This is a genomic window from Neobacillus sp. KR4-4, from assembly GCF_042136325.1.
GTDB lineage: Bacteria > Bacillota > Bacilli > Bacillales > Cytobacillaceae > Neobacillus.
This window is the reverse complement of sequence record NZ_JBHHJU010000016.1, coordinates 14,716-37,018: the sequence shown is the minus strand read 5'-3', so window position 1 is coordinate 37,018 and position 22,303 is coordinate 14,716. Positions and strand designations below refer to the sequence as shown.

Below are 22,303 nucleotides of genomic sequence, written 5' to 3'. Positions count from 1 at the left end.
AACATTCAGAAATTTCAAGTCAACACTAATTGAGAACTTTTTTCAATTAAAATGCCAGAATCATACATTGTCCCAGATTTTAATTCCTAAACTCCATACCTACCGAATAATAAAATTATCGGTTCCATACTCATATTGGACTTCCTGACCCTCATAAATTGGGCATTAGGAGGTGAGTGAAGTGAAAAAATGGCTGGTGGCAATATTTTTGCCCATTTTGATTCTATTGTCTGGATGTTCCAGCGATCCTGTTCAGGATGATTTACTTAATTATGTAAATAAAGAAATGAAGGAAGCGGCGAAATTAGAAAAAACTGCCGTTTCGGCCTATGAAGGGGTTTCGGGTACAAACTATCAGGATGACCAGACCATGTACGATGTCTTAAATCGTGATGTCATTCCCAATTACAACGAATTTATTAAAGAATTAGAGTCTGTTAAGATTGAGACCGATGAGGTAAGAGAAATTCATGAAATATATATTGAAGGGGCAGATATACAATTTAATGCCTTTGCTATCATTAAACAGGCGATAGAAGAACAGGATGCTGACCTGATTCAAAAAGCTAATGACATGTTGGCGGATGCACGAAAACATCTTCGAGAATATCAAACTAAATTGAATAAATTAGCTAAGGAGCATGATGTAGAAATTGGAAAATAACCATCCTCTCCGATATATTCCATAAACAAAAATAAGGTCAGTCCTTTAGCTTTTATTCAACACTAGAGGACTGACCTATTCTGATGACGGAACTTTTCGCATGAGAGGTAATTCGAAATAAGTTAACAAGCGCCATAGCCATTCCAATGGCCCGAATCTAAAGAACCGAAGCCACATTGTACTAAAAATAAACTGGACGACATAAATCGCCACACATAGATAAAGAGATTGGATATATGTCAATTGATTGGACAACTCAAAAACTTCACCTGCGAGCAAGATTAATGCTGTTTGTGATACATAATTGGTCAGTGCCATCCGTCCGTAACTTTTTAAGGGTAATAGAATCCACTGGATGACGGGAAAGTTCAGAAGAACAAGCAACAGTCCAACATAAAAGGCAGAGACAATCGGACCGATCATGATTCCAATCCTTAAGAACTGCTTCGCTTCTTGTGACTCACCACCTGTTCCGACGGGATGCGGTCCAAGCTGATATTGATAAATAAGCACTGCCACACTTAAAACAAACATCACTCCTGTAAAAAAAGTGGTCACTTTCCAGTGATTTGTCATCTGTTCAAATAAACGAAACTGCCCGGAAGCAATTCCCAGCATCATCAACGGAACTACCATAAATATTTTTTCACCATACAAACTTATGACGAGCAACATGGCCAGTCCAAAAACAAGGTTCACAACCTTGTTCACTCTATAAAAAGGTAAAATAATCAGTCCGCACACAGCGTAAATCGCTAATGCTTCCCCAGGCTGGAATTGCAAATGGACGGCACCTAGTAAAAATAACACGACCATCCTCCGCAAAAACAACACATACCCATTTTTCCCCTTCGCCATTGCTCTCGAGATAAAAATATAGAACCCCACACCAAATAAAAAAGTAAAAATCGTATAAAAGCGCCCCTCCACAAATAAGTATAAAAACCTCCAATACGTTGCATCGCTGGTACTAGAAAGGGGTAGTCTCACTGATAATAATGGAATAATATTAACCAACATAATTCCCATGAGGGCAAAGCCACGTAAATAATCAAGTGCATCAATCCGCTGGTTGATTTCCTTCGAATTCATCTATATCAACTCCACCATCATTATAACTGTTTATCCTCCTTTCACCTATTGAAATTAGATAAAGGCTGACACAAAACAATGTGTCATCCTTACTATTTTTCGCATGTTGACTTTATTTTATTTTACTCCCACCCAAATAACCTATACCAAACATATTCCTTTTTCATACCTTAATAAATAAGCAGAAAATGTTAGAAAGGAAACTGGAGGTATACAGAGTTATGTTGGAGCTAAGGCAATCTCAACATGGGCGAGGGATTTTTGCTACACGTGATATCAAGAAAGATGAGTTATTAGAGGTATCACCTGTTATCATTTTCCCGAAGGAAGAGTTTAAGTATTTGGAGAAAACAACTTTAATCGACTATGTCTTCTGGTGGGGGAAAGATTTTGATGAATGTGCATTAGCACTTGGAATTGGTTCGCTTTTTAACCATTCCAGCCAACCGAACGCTATCTTTAAAAGAAAGCTAAAAAAAAGCACCATTAACTTTTATGCCTATACCGACATAGCAGTTGGCGAGGAGATTCGTATTAATTACAATGGTGACCCGAAAGACAAAACGCGATTATGGTTTGAGGAAAAATAAAACACACTTTTCAGATATCGAGAACGAGTCCAGTTCCTAATTAAAAAAGGGATTGGACTCATTTTTTTCAGGACATATTTCCCCCTTTTAAATTGACATTCATTTTGAATTATATTATTCTAGTAAAGCTATTTTATATAAAACCTATAAAAATACTAGGAGATGTAAGAAACATGAAGAGATTTGCACTACTTTTTTTAGCCCTCCTTCTTACCGTTGCTTTAGGCGCTTGTAGCAGCAAAGAGGAAAAGGTAAGTTCTGCTAAGAGTAAAAACCTTTATGAGCAGATTAAAGCAAAAGGTGAAATTACGATTGGCACAGAAGGTACGTATGCTCCTTTTACTTATCATGATGACTCTCAAAAGCTAACAGGCTTTGATATAGAAATTGCTGAAGAAGTATTTAAAAGATTAGATATTAAACCCGTTTTCGTTGAAACAAAGTGGGATGGCATGATCGCTGGTCTTGATGCTAAGCGTTATGACATGGTTGCAAATGAAGTGGCTGTTCGTCCTGACCGTTTAGAGAAATACGATATGTCAGAACCGTATATTGTCTCAAAAGCTGTTCTTGTTGTTCATGAGAACAATAACGATATTAAGACACTTGATGACTTAAAGGGTAAAAAAGTTGGACAATCATTAGACAGTAACTACCGTAAAATTGCTGAAGCACATGGTGCAACCAATACAGTTGTTGAAGGATTTAATCAATCCATCGACCTAATCACTTCAAAACGTATTGATGCAACAATTAACGATAGTCTTTCATACTTAGACTTAAAAAAACAGCGTCCAGATCTTCCTATTAAAAAGGTTTATGAAGAAGCAGACGCAACAAGCAATGCATTTCTTTTCCGTAAAGGAAATAAAGAACTCGTTGATGCGATAAATGGCGCTCTTGCAGATATGAAAAAAGATGGTACGTACCTAGCAATCTCTAAAAAATGGTTTAATGAGGACGTATCTAAGTAAAGGAATGGAACAATATGTTTACAGACCAAGAACGAATAGATCGAATTATAGGAATCCTTAGTGATTCCTTTTTTCCTATTTTAAAAGCGGGAATTCAGTTTACGATCCCATTAACAATTATCACCTTTATTCTAGGGCTAATTTTAGCTTTCCTTATTGCACTTGCACGGCTATCCAATCTAAAAGGCTTAAACGCTGCCGCCAAATTTTATGTTTGGATCTTTCGCGGTACTCCTTTACTCGTTCAAATCTTTATTCTATTTTACGGATTACCTAGTATGGGAATAACACTTGATCCATTTCCGGCTGCGGTCATTGCTTTTACGTTAAATAAAGGTGCTTACAGTTCGGAAATTATCCGGGCAGCGATTCTTTCCATTCCAAAGGGGCAATGGGAAGCCGCTTTTTCAATTGGAATGACCAAATCTCAGGCGATGAGACGAATTATTATTCCTCAAGCCATCCGTGTATCATTGCCGCCGCTCGGTAACTCTTTTATTAGTTTAGTAAAAGACACCTCCTTAGCAGCAACCATTACGGTTACTGAACTATTCCAAAAGGGTCAACAAATCGCGGCTGCTACCTATGAACCACTGTGGATTTATATTGAAGTCGCCTTTATCTATTTAATCTTCAGTACCGTTCTTTCTTATTTCCAGACTAAAATGGAGATAAGATTTGAGCGAAGTGTCGCTAAATAATGGAGGTGTTCCAATGATTCACATAGACAATTTGCATAAAAGTTTTGGTCAGCTTGAGGTATTAAAAGGGATTGATCTGACCATCCCAACAGGAAAAACTGCCGTGATTATCGGTCCTTCAGGTTCTGGAAAAACTACGTTACTGCGTTGCCTTAACCTGTTGGAAGTGCCTAATCAAGGTTCGATTAAACTTGGGGAACAATCGATAAATTTTGAGCAAAACCATAAGATGAAGGCAAAAGAACTTGTTTCTTTTCGTAAAAATACGGGTATGGTCTTTCAAAACTACAATCTTTTTCCACATTTGACTGCTCTTGAAAACGTAATGGAAGGTCAGACCACTGTTCTTAAAAGGTCAAAAGCAGAAGCAGAAACGAAAGCAAGAACCCTTCTGGATAAAGTTGGTCTGAAAGAACGTGCCGAGATGTATCCTCATCAATTATCTGGCGGACAGCAACAACGGGTGGGGATCGCCAGAGCTATGGCTATGGAACCTAAAGTTCTGCTTTTTGATGAACCTACTTCGGCATTAGATCCAGAGTTAGTTGGCGAAGTTTTAAAGGTTATGAAGGATTTATCAAAGGAAAATATGACAATGGTCATTGTAACCCATGAAATGAACTTTGCTAAAGATGTGGCCGACCAAGTCATCTTCATGGACCAGGGAGTTATCGTAGAAAAAGGCACTCCTGAAGAGGTATTTGAGAACACCCAAAATCAACGGACTTTACAGTTCTTGAATAAGGTCGCTTCTCGATCATAGCAGATACGGTTGCTAATCCTTTACACAAGAGGCTCTCCCTAATGAAAATTAGGAAGAGCCTTTTTATTTACATGTCCTTTATGATCCAAGCATGAAGGCCATTAATGATTTATCTTCTTTAAAATTCCAATCAATAAAGATGTCTCGTACTGATTTTTTAAAAATGTCCTCAAATCTGCCTTCACGGTGGAAATATACTTTTTCTAACTCATCTTTTGTGAATCTAAGTTCTTTTTCAAACCCTTTTTCAATAAGTGCCTTTTCAATAGGAACAAGTATACCGCTTCTTTCGACTAAATAAACGTTTGGTGAAATGGGATAGGCTTGGATATGATCAGGTACTTTTTCAACTAAGCAGCTGAGCCGCCCAACCTCCGATTCTAACCTTTGCATATCTATATCCGCTTGACTAACCTGACCTATCATTTCCTCTAATACAAAAATAAGAATGCCCGTATTATTTGGGAAGTTCCAATCATGATAGTATTCTTCTACATCGACTTCCAGAGTCACTTTTACTACCCCTGTTAATTCATCCAAAACGTGGTTAATGATAACGGCTCTTATATCGTCAACATATCTATTCTGTCCTTGCTGTAACAAGATTTCTTCCATTGGGGTTAAAAACCCGCGAATATACGTGACGAGGTGATTTTTAGACAGGGTGGTCCGACATGTCTGCGGGCCTTTTCCAAAATTTTTTCTTAACAACTTACTAATATAACTACTAATAAATTCTTCCTTGTTTTGATTAATCATCCATTTCTACTCCTTAAGCAGATACAAATCAATTCATCATTTATTATGTACCAAGGCTCAACTTGTTAAAAAAAAAACATGCGGCAAGCAGGAAAATCCTTTTGCCACATGTTTTCGATTCATTGATATTCTTTGTAAAAAACAAAAATGAGATAGTTTCGGTTCTTTTCATAATCCCAAACAATGAATATATCTTCAATGATGCGATTAAATAGATCCTCAAATATACTCTTATTTTTCAAATAACCGCTTTTGATTTCCCTTGCTTGATGAAGCAGCAGGTCGAGATTTCCTTGTTCATATGCTAAACTCTCTAGTTGCAAGAGGACATCTCTGGCTTCAATCGCACAAATATTTTGCGTAAACTTTACTACCTTTAAACCAACCGGTCGTTTATGATAACGGGTCCCTACAAAATCAATCAAGTTAAACAGAGTCTTCTCAAAGTCTTCTTCCATTTTAACTTCATCACTAGATGGAACATTTTCTAACAGAATAATTCCTGTATTCGAATCATAATTCCAATCATGGAAAAAATGATCAATTCCCCCTCCGAATACTTTCGAAACTTCATGTTTAAACTCATTGATGACCGCATTGATTACGGCTGAACGAAAATTATGGACCAACATCAACTGATCATTTTCCAACAAGACTTCCTCTGCGGGCGTAATAAAGTTTCGCATGTATATATATAATCGGTTTCCTTTTGACATCATCGTACAAGTTTCTGGACCCTTACCAAATCTGCGCTTGAGGAGCTTACTAAATGTACTGCTAAGATATAGCAAATTCTCTTGTGTAGATTTACTCATTAACTTCTCCTTTCAGGAAAATAAAAAGACCTAACTTCTAGGAAAAGAAGTTAGGTCACGGCTAAGACGACTATTTTTATAGTTTCTTCCATTTACCATACAAGTGATTAGGATATATTTGTGCTGGTTATATATAACTGCCATAACTAATGACTGCAAGACATTAGACCCTAACATTTTAACACGATATTTCCCCAACTAGCAATCATTTAATTTAAGACAACATTGGTAAACTTACTTCGATACAGGTTCCCTTATTGCTGCTGGTAATATGAATTTTCCCCTTATGCTCCTCAATAATTTGAAAACTTACCGGCATTCCGAGCCCCGTCCCATGTTCCTTCGTTGTATAAAATGGTTCATTTATTCGGTTAATCATTTCGGGAGGGATGCCGCATCCTTGGTCGATGATTCGAATCTGAACACGCTTCCCCTTGGTAATGGACCCTTCTATTAAAATCCTGCCGCCATCTGGCATAGCCTCAATTGCATTCTTAATATAATTGATAAATACTTGTTTTAATTGATTTCCATCCCCTAAAATGGATTCTTCGAGGAAGCAGAACTTTTTTTCAACTTCAATATTATTTAATAACATTTGTGATTCCATTAATGATAGGACTTGATCCAATAAGGACTTAATCGGCAATTTTTCATACTTTTTTTTGATCGGTGTTGCCAGTACCATTAGTTCCTTGAGAATTACTTCAATACGCGTAACCTCTGACTCTACAATATCAAAATACATAGACTCCCCATGATAATCCCTAGCCATTAAATGTAAAAATCCTTTTATCGCTGTGATCGGATTTCGTATCTCGTGGGCAATTCCTGCCGCTAATTGGCCTGCAACCGCTTGCTTTTCCGATAGTAATTGTCTTTCTTTTTTAATTAGAGTGATATCTTTTAAAACCACATAAGACCCCACCACTTCCTTATTAAAGAGGATTGGAAATGTAGTAACATTTACATCCATTAATAATTCGGGTCTCATATTAATCTGTGCATCAAAATTTGTTAGTTTTTCCCGGCTCTTTTCGAAGAAGAACGTTTGTGATTCATTCAAACATTTGGAGAGGAATATATGACTCAACCTCATCTGTAATAATTCAGGTATGGAGCAACCTAAGAGAGTTTCGCAAACATCATTCACATACACCAATCGCCCATCCATATTTAGTATAAAGAATGGGTCTGCATTTTTTGATAAAACAGAGAAATCCTTATCCACATTGACATCGATATATATTTGAAGCAGAAAGTTTAGACGTTTTATCTCATCCCTCTCCATTTTCCCCCACCTCTCTTTAATTCTCATTTAAAAAATCAAAAAGCCAAAATAAGCGTATAGTTTCTACGGCTTATTTTGGCTTAAATTCTAGCATCAATAGGTCTAGAGATTCATTGCCTATAAAAAGAGTTCACTGACCTTTTTCTAACACTCACAAGTAGACTAGAGCATATATCCCTATATCCACCTTTAATACTATACCCATTTGTAAAAATATTCAATTAATTTTTTCTGTTTAGTCTATTTGCTTTTTTATTAACCCAAATATTTATGGTATAGAGCCTTTGCTTTGGAAATATCCTTCGTTCCATGCACTAAAACCCTTCCGTCTCTAAAAACTACTAATCGGTGAGGATTCACAGTATACGATAAAAGGTAGGGATTTCGCTCCACGGCTCCTCCTCGAATCGCAAATAATTTTTCTAAAGCCTCCAAATCACGAACCATTGGAACCGCAGGACGTATCTGAACTGAATCTCTTCCACATAGGACGGCTGTCTTGGTTTGATTTTCGAATGATAAATAAGGGTAAGTACGTTCTTCCCCGCAAGAAGGACAATCCCTCTTTTTCAATTTATCTACTTGTATGGAACTATATTGGTTTTTCCATAAATCAAAAGAAACAAGTTTATTTCGCAATGAATCCAAGTCACCCACCAAGATTTTCAATGCTTCACTTATTTGAAAAGAAACGACCATGTTCACAGCTGGACTAATAATTCCAGCTGTATCACAGGTTAATCCTCCTAGAGGAACGGTTTCTACTAAACAAGAAAGGCAAGGTGTTTTCTCAGGAATGATCGTGTAGGAGATTCCATAACTTCCAACGCAAGCACCGTAAATCCAGGGGACACCATACATTTGGGATACATCGTTAATGATCATTCTTGTTTCGAAATTATCCGTTGCATCCATAATAAGATCAACGTTTTTGGCCCAGTCTTCCAGCTCTGACACAGAGGCATCCGCAATGATTACCTCTATTTTCACAGAAGAATTTATCGCTGTTAAGCGGTTTTTGGCCGCTATTACTTTAGGAATTCGATTTTTGGCATCTTCCTCTGTATATAACTGCTGCCGCTGTAAATTGGACCATTCTACATAATCACGATCAACAATGGTTAGTTTACCAATCCCAGCGCGGGCAAGTGCTTCGGCACATGCTGATCCGAGTGCTCCCATTCCAATTATGAGTACATGTTTATCGGAAATTCGCTGCTGCCCGTCTTTTCCAATGGGTGAAAAAAGTTCTTGTCGTGAGTACCGATTAATCACCCGATACTCATTCCTTCCTTTGGACTGCTTGCTGAAGCATATCTCTTTTTCTCAATTCGACCAGCCTCATAGCCTAAACGTCCAGCTTCAATCGCTAGTCTCATTGCTTTTGCCATTTTTACCGGATCATTAGCCGCTGACACAGCTGTATTTAATAAGACGCCGTCGGCTCCTAATTCCATCGCTAAAGCCGCATCGGCTGGTGAGCCAATCCCAGCATCCACAATAACAGGAACGACAGCCTGTTCGATAATAAAGCTAAGGTTTACGGGATTGATGATACCTTGACCAGATCCAATTGGCGAGGCCCCTGGCATGACAGCATGACAGCCTGCTTCTTGAAGTTTCCTAGCTAAAACAACATCATCTGAGGTATAAGGAAGGACAATAAATCCTTCTTTCACTAATTCTTCTGTCGCCTTTAAGGTTTCAATCGGGTCAGGAAGTAATGTTTGATCACAGCCAATCACTTCCACTTTAATCATATCGCAGAGGCCAGATGCTTTTGCCAATTTCGCGATACGGACGGCCTCTGCCGCTGTTTTCGCACCTGCTGTATTTGGCAGCAGCGTATATTTATTGGTGTCTAACTGTTCTAAAAAATTCGGCTGACTTGATTCAAAAATATTCATTCGTCTTACCGCGAACGTGAGTATTTCTGCTTTGGAAACTTCCACTGCTTCCTTTTGGATGTCGTAGCTTGGATACTTTCCCGTACCTAAAAACAAACGAGATTTAAAGGATAATGAACCTATTTTTAACATATCAACCGCCTCCTACAAAATGGACTATTTCAATTCGATCTTTATCTGCTAATCTAGTACTTTGGTGATCTATTTTGGTTAAGATTTCACCATTTACTTCCACAACAATGACTTTATCATGGATTTCATAATGCTTGAGAACATCTGAAACAAATACAACATGCTCTGGTAATTGGATATACTCGCCATTTAATATTACTTCCATTTTTAATCTCCTAACCAACTGTCTCTTTGTGTCTTTCAAGGTGAAAAGCTGCGAGAAGTGCCTCATCTTGCTGTCTACCTGCTAATAGGTCAGCTACTATTTTCCCTGTAATAGGGCTTAATAAAATCCCATTTCGAAAATGCCCTGCTGCAAGGAACAATCCCTTACAGCTTGGATGCTCGCCAATATAAGGGATTCCATCGCCTGTCTGCGGTCTGAATCCTGACCACACTCGCTCCCATGCTGCTTCCTTAATCTGAGGGACTAGTTGAGTCGCTCTTTCTATTAATGAAGCAATCCCTTCGGGGGTAACCTTGTTATCAAAGGTATTTTCAAGCATGGTAGCACCAATATAAATTTCCCCATTGCGTTTTGGTACCAGATAACAGCGTTTGTCGGAAAAAATAGTCGTGTTAATAATCGGCTCCTCCGTTCGAACGGAAAAGCATTCTCCTTTAACAGGATACACGCTAATGTCCAGCCCCGATTCACGCATTAATTTCGCTGCCCAAGCTCCGGTGGCCACGACAACTTGTTCACTATGTATGACACCATTGGTCGTTTTAACCCCTTTAACCTGACCGTTTTCAAAAATAAATGAAAGAACCTCCGTATTTTCACGAATTTCCGCTCCGAAATAAACAGCCGCATTTGCAAACGCTTTTGTTAACTTTGCTGGCTGCACATGTCCATCGTTAGGGAGATACATACCTCCAACAACACTTGGTGCCAAAGACGGTTCCATTTCTAGTAATTCCGTTGAATCCAGCCATTTTATCGTTGGATCCCAATTCCTTTGATAGTTGACTTGTTTTTTTACTTCTACTGCTATTTCTTCTGTTTCTGCAATTTTCAGCATTCCTTTATTCACAAACTCGATATCAATTCCTGTATATTCATATAACTCACTTGATAGTGTAGAAAACATTGCTTGACTCTTTAATGCCAATTGGAATAAAGGACCATCTTGTTCAATCTCCGCTTGTGCTGCCAGCATACCAGCAGCCGCACTGGAAGCTTGGCAAGCCAATCTATCCTTCTCAATTATGATTACTTTTTTGCCCATTTTTGATAGTTGATAGGCAATAGAGGATCCGTTAATCCCTCCTCCGATAATGGCAACATCAAATGAATTTTCCACTTGTTCCATCTCCATCTCTTAATACATTTAAATAAGCCTTTACTGCTACTAATGGATCGCGAGCTTCTAATACTCCTGACATGACCGCGATTCCTTTTGCCCCAGCATCTAGTACCCGCCCTGTATTCTCGGGAGTTAAGCCTCCAATGGCAATAACCGGAACCTCTAATTGTGTAATCCGTGATAATTCATCAAGACCTCTAGGGGGCTTTCCTGGTTTTGATTGCGAAGGGAAGACATGACCGAAAAGGGCGTAATCAGCACCCTTTTCTTTTGCTTTTTGTCCCTCCACGTAGGAATGGATGGAACTTCCTACCCTAAGCTGAGGAAAATTTTCTTTGACAATAGCTGCATCTAAACTATGAAAGGCTAATTGAACCCCCCCAGCCTTTATAACTAAGGCAACATCCACACGATCGTTGATGAGAATCTTTGATAACGGCAGGTTTGTCATTGTTAGAAGTTCCACAGCTTGATATAGTTCCCTCGCTGTTTTTTGTTTTTCTCGTAAGTGAATCGCGGTTACATACGGATGAATATCCGTGACAATTTCACATAGCTGCTCGATCGGCATTTTGCCATTGGATATAATATGTAACTCTTTAACACTAGTTAAAATACAAGTCACCCCCTATAATCCAGATTCTGAAGCTCAATGAAATAAAGTGAAAAACAAAAAACCACTTCCTTTTAATAAGAAAGTGGTTGATAATTTGAAATATAAACATGATCCTTCAAATATCCATGTTTCCACTTCCCTACGCTGGTATAACCCAGATCAGGTTCATAGAGTCCCGAAGTATCACTTCAATCTCAGCCCTTTAAAAAGGCACCTCTAGCGGATTGTTATCTATTCATTTATAAAAATTCCCTTGCATGGATAATGTTAACACGTCGATTAGAAATGTCAAATAAATTCTTTTTATACCTTTCATATATTCTGATCTCTCACCTATGCATGGAAAAGGATTATTTTACTATGGTTAGTTTTTGGCCAATGTAGATTGGTTGATTAGGATTGAGGTTATTGGCTTTAACGATGGAGTCAATCGTAACCCCATTCTTCTGGGCAATCTTCCAGAGAGAATCGCCCGCAACAACGGTGTAAACAACAGTAGATACCGTTGGGAGGGTTACAGTAAATTTTGCTACATACCCAGAATCCAAAGTACTGCTGTCTTTTTTGTATTCGATTGAATACCAGTCTCCGATTGCGGAATAAATTTTTATATCTGTATTCATCGGAAGCACAATCTTTGTATCATACTGAGTTCCAGGATTGGTTCTAACATTGACGTTTGTCCTTGTCTTCGCTTGTTCGATTGCTTGAATCTCCTGATTGGACGGAACTTTAATTAATGGTTTGGAGACATATCCTTTCAGAACCGCGCTGATAATTCTGTACTCAATTTGATACCAATCACCCGTTTCTCCCGTTATCACCACTTCTGAACCAGCAGGGATTGTTGTTAGGATGGTGCTTTGAGTGGTGGCTGCCGAGCGTAAGTTGGAATTTTTCAAGGTTAAACCGAAACCTTCTGTAATCAGAATGGATTTGTCACGTGCTGTATATTCATTCTTATTCCCAGCTAGATCTGTTAGTTTTACAATTGGATAGTAACTTCCACGGATTACATTAAAGCCACGGCTGTTTTTTCCATCCCAATAAAAATTCGCTGTCCCCTTCAAGTAGCGTCCTAACCAAGTCTTAACTACCCAGCCGCTTTCATCAACAATGGTTACCTCCATATCTGCCGTTTCACTTATGGTAATGGGGATTCTAATTTGGTTCTTTCCATCTTGAAGAGTAAGTTGGTTAACCGGTTGCAAATCAATTGTTGCTGTTGGCTTTTCTGTATCTAACTGGGATGTTTTTGGCACAGCGTACGTATATAGAAATTGATTCGTCTCTGTTACAAAAATGGTGTCCTTGATGACGCCGATTGGCCGCAAGCCAGACGCGCCTGTAGTAGGTGTTAGTTGAAGAGTGGAATATATAAGCTGACCATTTGCGCTATTAAAGAATTTAATTTTGTTGTAATTTCCCAAAATAATTCTATCGGAGGCTACGACCATTCCACTTGCCCCTTTAATGGTCTGAAGTCCACCAGCAACAAACTGTTCTGCATACAAGGTCTTCCATTTCTGTACTCCGGTATTTTTGTCTACCGCGATAATATTGGCCTCATCAAGAACAATTAAAGAATCACTCACTACAGAAAGAGGCTGTGTAAACATACCCGTAGGGCTAAACTTCCATAATGTTCTTCCACTTGCAGCATCCAATGCCCAAATATTTCTTGTTGCCGCTGGTTTCGTTTCGAAGTAAAGCTTTCCATCTTTATAGACTGGGGCCCCATAAATAGGGAGGCTTGAATCCAGATCAAATGTCCAAAGCACCGTGCCGGTCGATGCATCAAATGCATACATTTTGGATGTCATTTGAACTGGATTCCGTATATTTGCAAACAATCGATTATCACTAGCAGCGAAAACCCCTTCCAACCGCTCTTGGAATTTAAGGGGATAACTCCATCTCTTTTTACCCGTAGTTACATCTACCGTACCAATTGCATCGAAACCTTCGGTAGTTCTCGTTAAATAATATAAGGTATTCTGGTCAATTAAGAGACGATTCGCAAAGCTATCAACGGTCCAAAGTGTCTGTGGAGAGGTACCGTTATCCTGTATCGCATAAATTTTAGTCATCGTTGAAGCGTAAATCACTCCGTCTCTTGCTATCAAGTCAAGAAACCCATTCTGCTCTTCTATTGAAAAATTCCATCTCTCTTTATAGGTATCTAAGTCAGTGGCAGAGAGTACTTTTTTAGAAATCCGTTCCGCCGAATACAGCTGATTGCGATTTACACTAAACAACGCAGAAGCGTTATTAAAGGGATCTTTCTTTAACGTCAATAACGTCAAATCAGCAGGCAAGGAGGCACTAGAATAATTGGTATTTCCTTGGTCAGCTAAATGCATTTCCCAGTTTTGGTCATCTGCCCTTAGGTTCTGATTCCTTAGAAGTCTCTTTAATTCTTTTATTCTTTTTCTTAATTGTTCATTTTGAGCCTGTAATTGCTTGTATTGTCTATAAATATCTGAAGAATTATTTCTATAATCATGATGGAACATCATTTGGGAACATCACACCTCCATTATTGTGCTTGCATCATTTTATGCACATTTGCCTAGGTGGTGATGTTTAATTAACAACCTAAAGAGCCTTTCCCAAAAATGGAAAAGGCTCTTACAATTTAAATCGTTTGACACTGCTGTTGGCGGAGTTTCCGGGCTGCAGTCACCAAATTTTTAAGCGATGCAATGGTTTCTTCTTCATGACGTGTTTTTAAACCACAATCAGGATTCACCCAGAACTGTTCTTTAGAAATAACCTCGACACTATCTTTTAATATCGCACGAATCTCTTCTACACTGGGCACTCGTGGACTATGAATATCGTACACTCCTAAACCAATCCCAAGTTCGTATGGATTTTGTTTAAGAGATTGAATCAACTCCCCATGACTTCTAGACGTTTCAATTGAAATAACATCCGCATCAAGAGCACGAATGGGCTCTATAAAGTCATTAAACTCGCAATAACACATATGGGTGTGAATTTGTGTTTCATTTTTCACACTGGAAGTGGCTAACTTAAAGGCATTGACCGCCCATGCTAAATAATCCGCCCATTTTTCTTTACGTAATGGCAATCCTTCGCGTAATGCCGGTTCATCTACTTGAATAATGGCAATACCTGCATCTTCTAACGCCTGTATCTCTTCTTTCAGCGCTAAGGCGAGTTGATTGGCAACTTGTTCACGTGAAATATCATCACGGACAAACGACCAATTTAAGATGGTGACAGGACCAGTTAACATCCCTTTCACATACTTAGACGTTAATTGCTGGGCCGCTGCTACCTCCTTCACGGTCATTGGGGCGACCCACTCGACATCACCAAAAATAATTGGTGGTTTAACGCAGCGTGAACCATAGGATACCACCCATGCTTTTTCTGTAAAGGCAAAACCTTCTAGCTTTTCTCCAAAATACTCAACCATATCTGTTCGCTCAAATTCACCATGAACAAAAACATCCAGTCCAATCTCTTCTTGAATTTGAATCCAACGAGCTGTTTCATCTTTCAAGAACAATGCATATTCAGCGTCGGTGAGTTCCTTTTTCCGCCAGGCCGTACGTGTACGTTTTACTTGATCCGACTGAGGGAAACTGCCAATCGTTGTAGTTGGAAAATCTGGTAAATTTAATGTCTCTTTCTGCAAAGGCTGGCGTTCGTTAAATGTCAATGGACGGGAGAAATGTTCGGTTTTTACTTGTAATTCAAGCTCCTTCACCCGTGCATTTTTCCGCGCCTCATGCTGTGCTAATGCTTGGGTCGCTTTCATACTTTGTGACACACTCTTATTTCCTGCCCACGCCTCGTCACTCACATAGGCTGTTAACTGTGTTAGTTCCACAATTTTCTCATCAGCAAATGATAGAGCATTTTTTAATGTGGCATCTAGACGTGTTTCTGCCTTCGTCGTGACAGGTACATGCTGTAAACTACATGAAGACTGAATCCAAGCTTCTTTTACACCGCTTAATAATAAAACAGCTTTTATATGGAATGCTTTTTCAGCCAAATTTGCCCGCCAAATATCCCGTCCATTTACGATGCCAATTCCTAATACTTTGTCTTTTGGGAAGCCGTGTTTTCGAAGTGAAGCCATATTTTCTTCGGCACCATGGATGAAATCAAGGCCAATCCCTGCAACCGGTAACTGAGATAGCTCTTCATATGCTGATAATCCTTCAAAATAAGTTTGTAACATGATTCGGGCAGCTGGTACTTGTTCTGCTAGTTGTTTATAAATCTCTTGGACTAGTTTTACTTCATCTGCTGTGAGTGATAGGACTAGTGCGGGTTCTTCCACTTGAATCCACTGAGCGCCTGCATTTACAAGTTGCTGCAATACTTGTGCATAGAGCGGTAGAAGTTTTAAAATAAACAATGCTTTCGATTTTGCATCGTATCCTTTCGCTAATTTCACAAAAGTAAAAGGACCGATTAAAGTAGGCTTTGTCATTAGGCCTAATTCCTGTTTGGCTTCTAGAAAATAATCTAAGATATAATTCTTCGTCAACCTTAATGATTGGCCTTCATACTCAGGGACGATGTAGTGATAGTTAGTGTTAAACCACTTTGTCATTTCACAAGCCACAACATCGTTTGCCCCACGTGCCATTGCGTAATAGGTTGATAGATTTACTTCATCACCTGTCCATTTATAACGATTGGGAACCATTCCGAACATTGCCGCATGGTCTAGCATACGGTCATAAAAGCTAAAATCTCCAACGGTTAGTAAATCCAAGCCTAATGATTGCTGGCGTTTTAAATTATTTAAGCGAATCGTCTTCATCTCAATACTAAATTGTTCCTCTGATATCCCGGCCCTCCAATAAGACTCTACACACCGTTTCCACTCCCGGTTATCACCAATGTACGGGTAACCAATCGCTGTACTTACTAAATTCATTTTTCATTCCTCCTTTTTATAGTTACAAAATTCCCAAATACAAAAAAGCCATCTCCACAAAATGGAAATGGCTCTACAATCAAGTTAAAGTTTAGCTAAAACATGCATAAACAACGCTGCTCATAACTCGTTTGTCGTACAAATGAAGGTCACCACCTATTTCCACGTAGGTATTTGGTGTGTACTAGAATTTGGCAGGTCTCCTGGCTTATCATCATGGTTCCTCACACCTTCCCGTCATATAGACAGTGGTATTTGTGATTCACTCCGATTTACAGTTGCGGGACAGCGACGGAATTACACCGTTCTTCCCTTTTAAGCCAAGCCTTAGCTTGGCACCAATTCTTACACGATATGGAATTTTCACTAACTATAACATATTATAAATTTGGTGTACATAATTTTCTGAAAAAGGGTCAGATTAACATGCTTAGAATTTAATTATTTTGCTCTAGACATTGATAAACCGCCATCATTTCTCGCTTATTCAACTCACGAATACGATTAAAAATAGGAGTATCTGCAACTGCCTCCGTACATAAACTTTCAGCAACAACATCACTTACGTTACCAGTTAGCCATGTTTGTACTTGTATGCCCTCGACTATTTCCTTTCGGCCCTCTTCATTGATGCCGCTCGCATGACAACTCACACATGGGATCGTTAATTTAAACACGCCATCATGGAGATTATCTTCAGAAATTACTTTCTTTCCTTTACAGAATGGACACGGATGACTTGCTTTAATCTTATTAATCTGGGTGACAATTTTTTTGTAACCAAACGCTTCATAGACATATGTTAGTTTTTTGTATTTTCCATTGGCAAAATACTTATCAATAATGGTTTCTCTAGTTTCGTCAATATTGGCAAAATCACAGATTGTGATCAGATTTTTGCTGCTTATTGCCTCGATATTGCCTTTAATTCTATCCCAGAATGGTAAAACATTTTGTAATACCATTTCATAACCGGCGAAGCTTGCTAGTTCTAATTCAAGCATTTTCAGCGATACTTGTGTTTCCCTAGGAAGTAAGGAGACATCTTCCGTAAGTGCCATATCGCCGCCAACAATTGCTTTTAGTTTTTCAAACTCTGGTAACTTCCCTACTGTTTTAATGACCTGATCAATAGGTTGATGAATAATCTCGCGAATATCCGTGTCACCAAACTTTAGTTTTTTATGGTGGTTTAGCACGGTTCCTTGACAGATTGGACAGGCAATCATCTCTTTTGATGCTTTCATATGCTCTTTAATAATGGATTTCGAAATGAACATATACCGCCCAATGATGATATTGAAGCCTTCCCATTTTCTCTGCGTCTTGCCTGCTTTATCATAAAATGACTTTTCCCAATAGCCGTATAAAAAAGTATGTCTTTCAGCTTCTGTCATCTCATTGTAGCTTTTACTAATATCATGACCAAGTTCATTCTTGATCTCATCAAAAAGGAATTGCAATTTCGGATATTGATAATATTTTAAAACTTCCATTACATCTGGATGTAATAAGCCTTCCCAAAATGGCACTGTTTTGTCTTGAATGACCACATCAAAATCAAACCTTTCGATTTCTAGGCGACCCGAACAGCTTGGACAGTGATTTTCTTGACTAAAGAAATCGAAGCTCCTTGTATCTTTAATGGTTGGATGTGCAGCCACAATATGGTTGATCAATCCACCGATTTCATAGAGAAAACTATATTGACTATACAAATGTCTTTCAAGGTCAATCGCGATAACGGGTGCGATTTTATCAGATTCAAATTCACCATAAATCAAACGGGCCATTGATGATAAGCTTTTCAAGATACCGCCTTTATAGACGTTTTCTGCGTTTTTAAAATAGCTAATATGATTTTCTTTTAAGTAGTTAATGCCCTTCTTTGAATCTAGTGTTGAAGAAATATGCAAGGAAGAAACACTATTTGTCCAATTATGTTGACGAAAATAATCATCATGACTGATGACATCTAGATACCTGACAGGTTCCAGCTGTCTTTTCCCAAAATCAACGATAAAATCAGAGCTTTCTAGCATATAGGCATTATGTTCAATCATCATGATGGAGATAGATTCATCTTTTAGTATTCCCCTGATACTATCAATGAATTGGTTTAAAATATTTTGTGATAACCCCTTTGAAGGCTCGTCAAAAATAAACAGGGTATGTGGGTTTCTTGCGTTTGAAAACAGCTCAGAAACTAAATGAACACATTGAAATTCACCGGTCGATAAGGACTGTGTTTTCCTTTCTAGTGTCAAATACCCAAGTCCAAGTTTGATTAATAAGCTCAAGCGTTTATGAGCGATGTCTTCATTTGGAAGGTCCTCAATAATGTCTTCAATGGAGCGCTGAAAAATATCATCAATTTCGTCGCTGTATTTCGTGAGTTTCCTTTTAATATCAAGAAACGTCGCAACGGTTGACCGGCTGGTAATCGATTGGTTTCGATCCTGCCCTACCATGACCAGTTTATCTTTTGGATATCGCTTTAGAAAATCCTTAGAGATACACTCATTGACAAGGGTCGATTTACCACATCCAGACTCACCCGTAAAGGTTACAAGTCTATTTTTCGGAATCTGAATTTCAGCCATTTGAATATTACGACAGTAAAGGTTTTGAAATTGATAGTATTCTGTTGGCATTGCCAGATTTCGTTCCCAAAAAACAGGTTTGGGACGAGGTGATTCTTCGACTATTTTCCCGCCGTATTTACCACTGCCAGGTCCAAAGAACAATTGCTCATCAGCCGTATCTAGCACCGTATCAGAATGATCAATCAGCCAAATCTGATTCTTATAGCCCAATTGTTTAATCTGTTTTAAAATTTTCAAAAGGGTTTGATGATCAAGACCAACAGAAATTTCATCAATAATAATCACAGTATTTTCACTAGCTGCCATGAATTCAGCCAAGTAGAGCCGTGTTATTTCCCCACCTGACAAGGTACCCATGATCCGATTTAATGTTAAATATCCAATATTCATATTGATAATATTTTTAAGAATATGTTGTTTCGCTTCGCTAATATGTAATTCCTCTGAAAGGGAAAAAATCGATTCAATGCTTAAGTTGTTGATATCGGAAATACTATGTGGTTTATTCCATAATTCTATTCTTTTTTGCTCAACTTCCGGATTATAACGCCTGCCCTCACACTTTTTACATTCAACATTTTTCGTGGTACCGCGTCCTTTACACTCAGGACACCAGCCTAGTGAATTATTAAAGGAAAAAACTTCTGGCGAAAGATGAAATTTTTCAGCAAGCCTAACGCGAATCTCTTTAAAAACACCCGTATGTGTCCCAATCGTTGAACGCGGGTTAGAAGAGATCGATGATTTCCCTAGGAAAAGAACTAAAGGCATGTCTTCCATCTTGATGGCACTAAAATTCGTTTCCATTATATTAGGAAACAAATACTGGTATTCAGCTTTAGGCAACAGGGACACGAGACGCTTCCTGGATTCTTCACCAATGGTTTGACAAAAAGTGGTTTTACCAGATCCGGACAATCCAGCAATTCCGAGCGTCTGATCTTCCGGCAAGACAGCATCTAAACGGTTAATATTGTTGGCAATTAATTGATTTATTTTCATCGGATATTCTCCCCCTTCTCTAAATCTAGTATGGCCATGATAGCACAACTTCAAATGAACATTCTATTCATTTTGTCGTTTATTATCCTCTTAAATTAATTTGGGGCATACAAAAAGACGCCTTCTTTCTTCAAGAAAAGCGCCCTTTGATTAGATGGGATGATCTTTAAATGTCTAAGTTTAGTAGGTGTTTTTTGTGGGATAAAAGAAATTCTGAAAATGGGCTGGAGATGCATGCATATTGTTACATATGGAAGTAGTATTAGTCGCGAAATGGAGGAATTCAGAAAACAGGCTTAAAAAATTTTAGCCAAAATACACTCTTACATTCTTTTCTTTTCGTGCTGTTGCTAAACAGTTTAGTATAAAGTTCTTGATTTGGTTTTGATCCCAATTGATCAAATCACTTTCTGATTTGGAATCGTCATTATTATATAATTTCTTGTAGGCATTCAGAGCCTTTTCAATTTGTTGTATTGAAAAAGTAGCACTGCCGCCAGACCCACTAACTCCTGCATAGTAATGATTTGCATCAAGTAAACTATACAGTATGGTTGCATTATAATTCCCCATGCTAAAACGTGCATAAGCAATTTCTTCTCCTGCTTTATTGTATCCTGATATATCGTGGCCCATTTATTTAGTCTCCTTTTAAATATTAATTTGTAAACATAGAAAGCTTATAAATGTAAATAAGAAGTTTACATTGCTTACCACTCCTTTCAAGTTTGTTTATAGATTGAGATATTTTGGCTGAAACATAAGGATGGAAAAAGAATGGTCAGGAAGAAAAATGTGAAGATGCGATTAAGAGGTGTGCAGAAACGTTGGATAATTAATTAGTTGTTATCATTCTTTAAGGATTTCAGGGGATCATTGTTTTGATGGGGAAAATTATGAAGGATTGAAGTAACAAAATTCATACCTCCATTTGCTACCTCCTACAGATAAAATAATATCACATTAGAATTCTCTTAATTTTAGTCTTTTCAAAAGGTTTTCTACAATTGTGTGAACGCTTTCTTAATTCAAGATCCTTAAGCTGCTGATTCCCGCATCTAGGATTAAGAGGGTCCTCACTTTTCGGTTGGGGATCAGGTTAAGCAACTGAACTGATAAATAGACGGAAATATTCCGCTTAATTAGAAATTATTATTAAAAAAAGCAATAATAGACGGAGAAATTCCGCCTATTTACTTGAAATACGTGAAAATGGGGGATTTTTCCTCGCATAAGCGGAAAACCTTCCCTTATTTACCCTGAAACGAGCTCCATTCAGCATATAGCCGGAAATTCTCCGCTTATTTTACCTTTGCTATCTGATTTTTTAATAGCTTCCTTTTATCATTCGCTAATAGAAATGAAAAGTAGTTACCTAGTTGAGTATTAAACCCATAATTGTAAAAATAATACATAAATTCCATTTGTTTTATGTTAGAATAGTTAAAAGGTAATAAACCACTTTAGACCTGTTTGCTCAGCAAGAAAGGGAATTTATTATGCAAGGAAATATTTTGATAGGAAATAACCTTAAAGATAAAGAGGAAATAGCAACTTGGCTTATTGAGAAATATGAAAATGATGTAAAAAGATTAGCCTATTATTATATGAAAGATATTGAGAGTGCAAAAGATATTTCGCAAGAAGTCTTTTTAACCTGTTATAAGCAACTACATACCTTAAGAGGTGATTCTATTAAACCTTGGATCTATCGAATTACTGCAAACAAATGCATAGATGTTCTAAGGAAAAGATCGTATAAACAGTCGTTAATTGCTTCTTCGTTAGTTGAAAATATGCCTTCAATGGAATTCACACCAGAATTTGTAGTATTGAATAAGAATTTAATACTGGAAATTATTACTGAAATCAACCAATTACCTGAAATCTATAAAGAAGTAATAACTCTTTATTATTTAGATGACTTAAGCTATAAGGAAATAAGCAATAGTTTAAAGGTAAATTATAGTACGATAAAAACAAGATTACATAGAGGGAAACTACTATTAAAAAACAACTTACATGCATTGCAATTTGAATAAGTTGAAAAATAAAATAAAGAGAAGCTACAATCATTGTAGGTTCTCCTATCTTGTTCTTGTATAAATTTGA

19 protein-coding genes and 2 riboswitches are annotated in these 22,303 nt (G+C 37.9%); of the genes, 6 read left to right on the top strand and 13 right to left on the bottom strand.

Annotated features, from left to right (window positions below):
- Positions 1-181: 181 nt before the first annotated feature.
- Positions 182-664 carry a hypothetical protein gene (locus tag ACE198_RS16690; RefSeq protein WP_375376310.1) on the top strand — a complete coding sequence of 161 codons (483 nt, stop codon included), beginning with the start codon at positions 182-184 and terminating at the stop codon, positions 662-664.
- Between the two features lie 75 nt (positions 665-739).
- Here the strand turns inward: ACE198_RS16690 and ACE198_RS16685 are convergent, their stop codons facing one another.
- On the bottom strand, positions 740-1,756 hold the full coding sequence (locus ACE198_RS16685) for a DUF418 domain-containing protein (RefSeq protein ID WP_375376309.1): 1,017 nt from the start codon (positions 1,754-1,756) through the stop codon (positions 740-742).
- A gap of 221 nt (positions 1,757-1,977) precedes the next feature.
- On the opposite strand from ACE198_RS16685, the gene ACE198_RS16680 reads away from it, so the two are divergent.
- The 4 genes from ACE198_RS16680 (at position 1,978) to ACE198_RS16665 (ending at position 4,784) form a co-directional block, all read left to right on the top strand.
- Positions 1,978-2,346, top strand: coding sequence for an SET domain-containing protein (locus ACE198_RS16680; protein ID WP_375376308.1), 369 nt, complete (start codon positions 1,978-1,980; stop codon positions 2,344-2,346).
- A gap of 173 nt (positions 2,347-2,519) precedes the next feature.
- Complete coding sequence (locus tag ACE198_RS16675; RefSeq protein WP_375376307.1) at positions 2,520-3,320, top strand: amino acid ABC transporter substrate-binding protein; 801 nt, start codon at positions 2,520-2,522, stop codon at positions 3,318-3,320.
- A gap of 14 nt (positions 3,321-3,334) precedes the next feature.
- Positions 3,335-4,021, top strand: a complete 687-nt coding sequence (locus ACE198_RS16670; protein WP_375376306.1) for an amino acid ABC transporter permease — start codon at positions 3,335-3,337, stop codon at positions 4,019-4,021.
- Between the two features lie 13 nt (positions 4,022-4,034).
- On the top strand, positions 4,035-4,784 hold the full coding sequence (locus ACE198_RS16665) for an amino acid ABC transporter ATP-binding protein (RefSeq protein WP_098571022.1): 750 nt from the start codon (positions 4,035-4,037) through the stop codon (positions 4,782-4,784).
- A 78-nt stretch (positions 4,785-4,862) separates the two neighbouring features.
- Here the strand turns inward: ACE198_RS16665 and ACE198_RS16660 are convergent, their stop codons facing one another.
- The 12 genes from ACE198_RS16660 to ACE198_RS16605 form a co-directional block, all read right to left on the bottom strand.
- Positions 4,863-5,543 carry a Na-translocating system protein MpsC family protein gene (locus ACE198_RS16660; RefSeq protein ID WP_375376305.1) on the bottom strand — a complete coding sequence of 227 codons (681 nt, stop codon included), beginning with the start codon at positions 5,541-5,543 and terminating at the stop codon, positions 4,863-4,865.
- Positions 5,544-5,662: 119 nt separating this feature from the next.
- Complete coding sequence (locus tag ACE198_RS16655) at positions 5,663-6,358, bottom strand: Na-translocating system protein MpsC family protein (RefSeq protein ID WP_251461308.1); 696 nt, start codon at positions 6,356-6,358, stop codon at positions 5,663-5,665.
- 214 nt (positions 6,359-6,572) lie between these two features.
- Positions 6,573-7,649, bottom strand: coding sequence for an ATP-binding protein (locus ACE198_RS16650; protein ID WP_375376304.1), 1,077 nt, complete (start codon positions 7,647-7,649; stop codon positions 6,573-6,575).
- A 255-nt stretch (positions 7,650-7,904) separates the two neighbouring features.
- Positions 7,905-8,924 (bottom strand): thiazole biosynthesis adenylyltransferase ThiF, encoded by a 1,020-nt coding sequence (locus ACE198_RS16645; protein WP_375376303.1) that lies wholly within the window; start codon positions 8,922-8,924, stop codon positions 7,905-7,907.
- The gene (locus ACE198_RS16640; RefSeq protein ID WP_375376302.1) at positions 8,921-9,688 is read right to left on the bottom strand and encodes a thiazole synthase; all 768 of its coding nucleotides are present in this window, start codon (positions 9,686-9,688) and stop codon (positions 8,921-8,923) included. The genes ACE198_RS16645 and ACE198_RS16640 overlap by 4 nt, the downstream gene beginning before the upstream one ends.
- 1 nt (position 9,689) lies before the next feature.
- Entirely contained in the window at positions 9,690-9,893 is a 204-nt protein-coding gene (thiS, locus tag ACE198_RS16635) for a sulfur carrier protein ThiS (protein ID WP_375376301.1), read from the bottom strand.
- Positions 9,894-9,903: 10 nt separating this feature from the next.
- A complete protein-coding gene (thiO, locus tag ACE198_RS16630) occupies positions 9,904-11,034 on the bottom strand; it encodes a glycine oxidase ThiO (RefSeq protein WP_375376300.1) in 1,131 nt (376 codons plus the stop codon).
- Positions 11,018-11,662 carry a thiamine phosphate synthase gene (locus ACE198_RS16625; RefSeq protein WP_375376299.1) on the bottom strand — a complete coding sequence of 215 codons (645 nt, stop codon included), beginning with the start codon at positions 11,660-11,662 and terminating at the stop codon, positions 11,018-11,020. The genes thiO and ACE198_RS16625 overlap by 17 nt, the downstream gene beginning before the upstream one ends.
- A gap of 110 nt (positions 11,663-11,772) precedes the next feature.
- Positions 11,773-11,881: riboswitch (TPP riboswitch) on the bottom strand.
- A 122-nt stretch (positions 11,882-12,003) separates the two neighbouring features.
- Positions 12,004-14,172, bottom strand: coding sequence for an outer membrane protein assembly factor BamB family protein (locus tag ACE198_RS16620; RefSeq protein ID WP_375376298.1), 2,169 nt, complete (start codon positions 14,170-14,172; stop codon positions 12,004-12,006).
- 119 nt (positions 14,173-14,291) lie between these two features.
- Positions 14,292-16,583: a 5-methyltetrahydropteroyltriglutamate--homocysteine S-methyltransferase gene (metE, locus tag ACE198_RS16615; RefSeq protein ID WP_375376297.1), complete on the bottom strand. Its 2,292-nt coding sequence runs from the start codon at positions 16,581-16,583 to the stop codon at positions 14,292-14,294.
- 176 nt (positions 16,584-16,759) lie between these two features.
- Positions 16,760-16,941: riboswitch (cobalamin riboswitch) on the bottom strand.
- A 79-nt stretch (positions 16,942-17,020) separates the two neighbouring features.
- Complete coding sequence (locus ACE198_RS16610) at positions 17,021-20,191, bottom strand: ATP-binding cassette domain-containing protein (protein WP_375376296.1); 3,171 nt, start codon at positions 20,189-20,191, stop codon at positions 17,021-17,023.
- A 306-nt stretch (positions 20,192-20,497) separates the two neighbouring features.
- Positions 20,498-20,827: a hypothetical protein gene (locus ACE198_RS16605; RefSeq protein WP_180229934.1), complete on the bottom strand. Its 330-nt coding sequence runs from the start codon at positions 20,825-20,827 to the stop codon at positions 20,498-20,500.
- 863 nt (positions 20,828-21,690) lie between these two features.
- Between ACE198_RS16605 and ACE198_RS16600 the strand changes: the two genes are divergently transcribed.
- Positions 21,691-22,233: an RNA polymerase sigma factor gene (locus ACE198_RS16600; RefSeq protein WP_098571034.1), complete on the top strand. Its 543-nt coding sequence runs from the start codon at positions 21,691-21,693 to the stop codon at positions 22,231-22,233.
- The last annotated feature ends 70 nt before the right edge of the window (positions 22,234-22,303 follow it).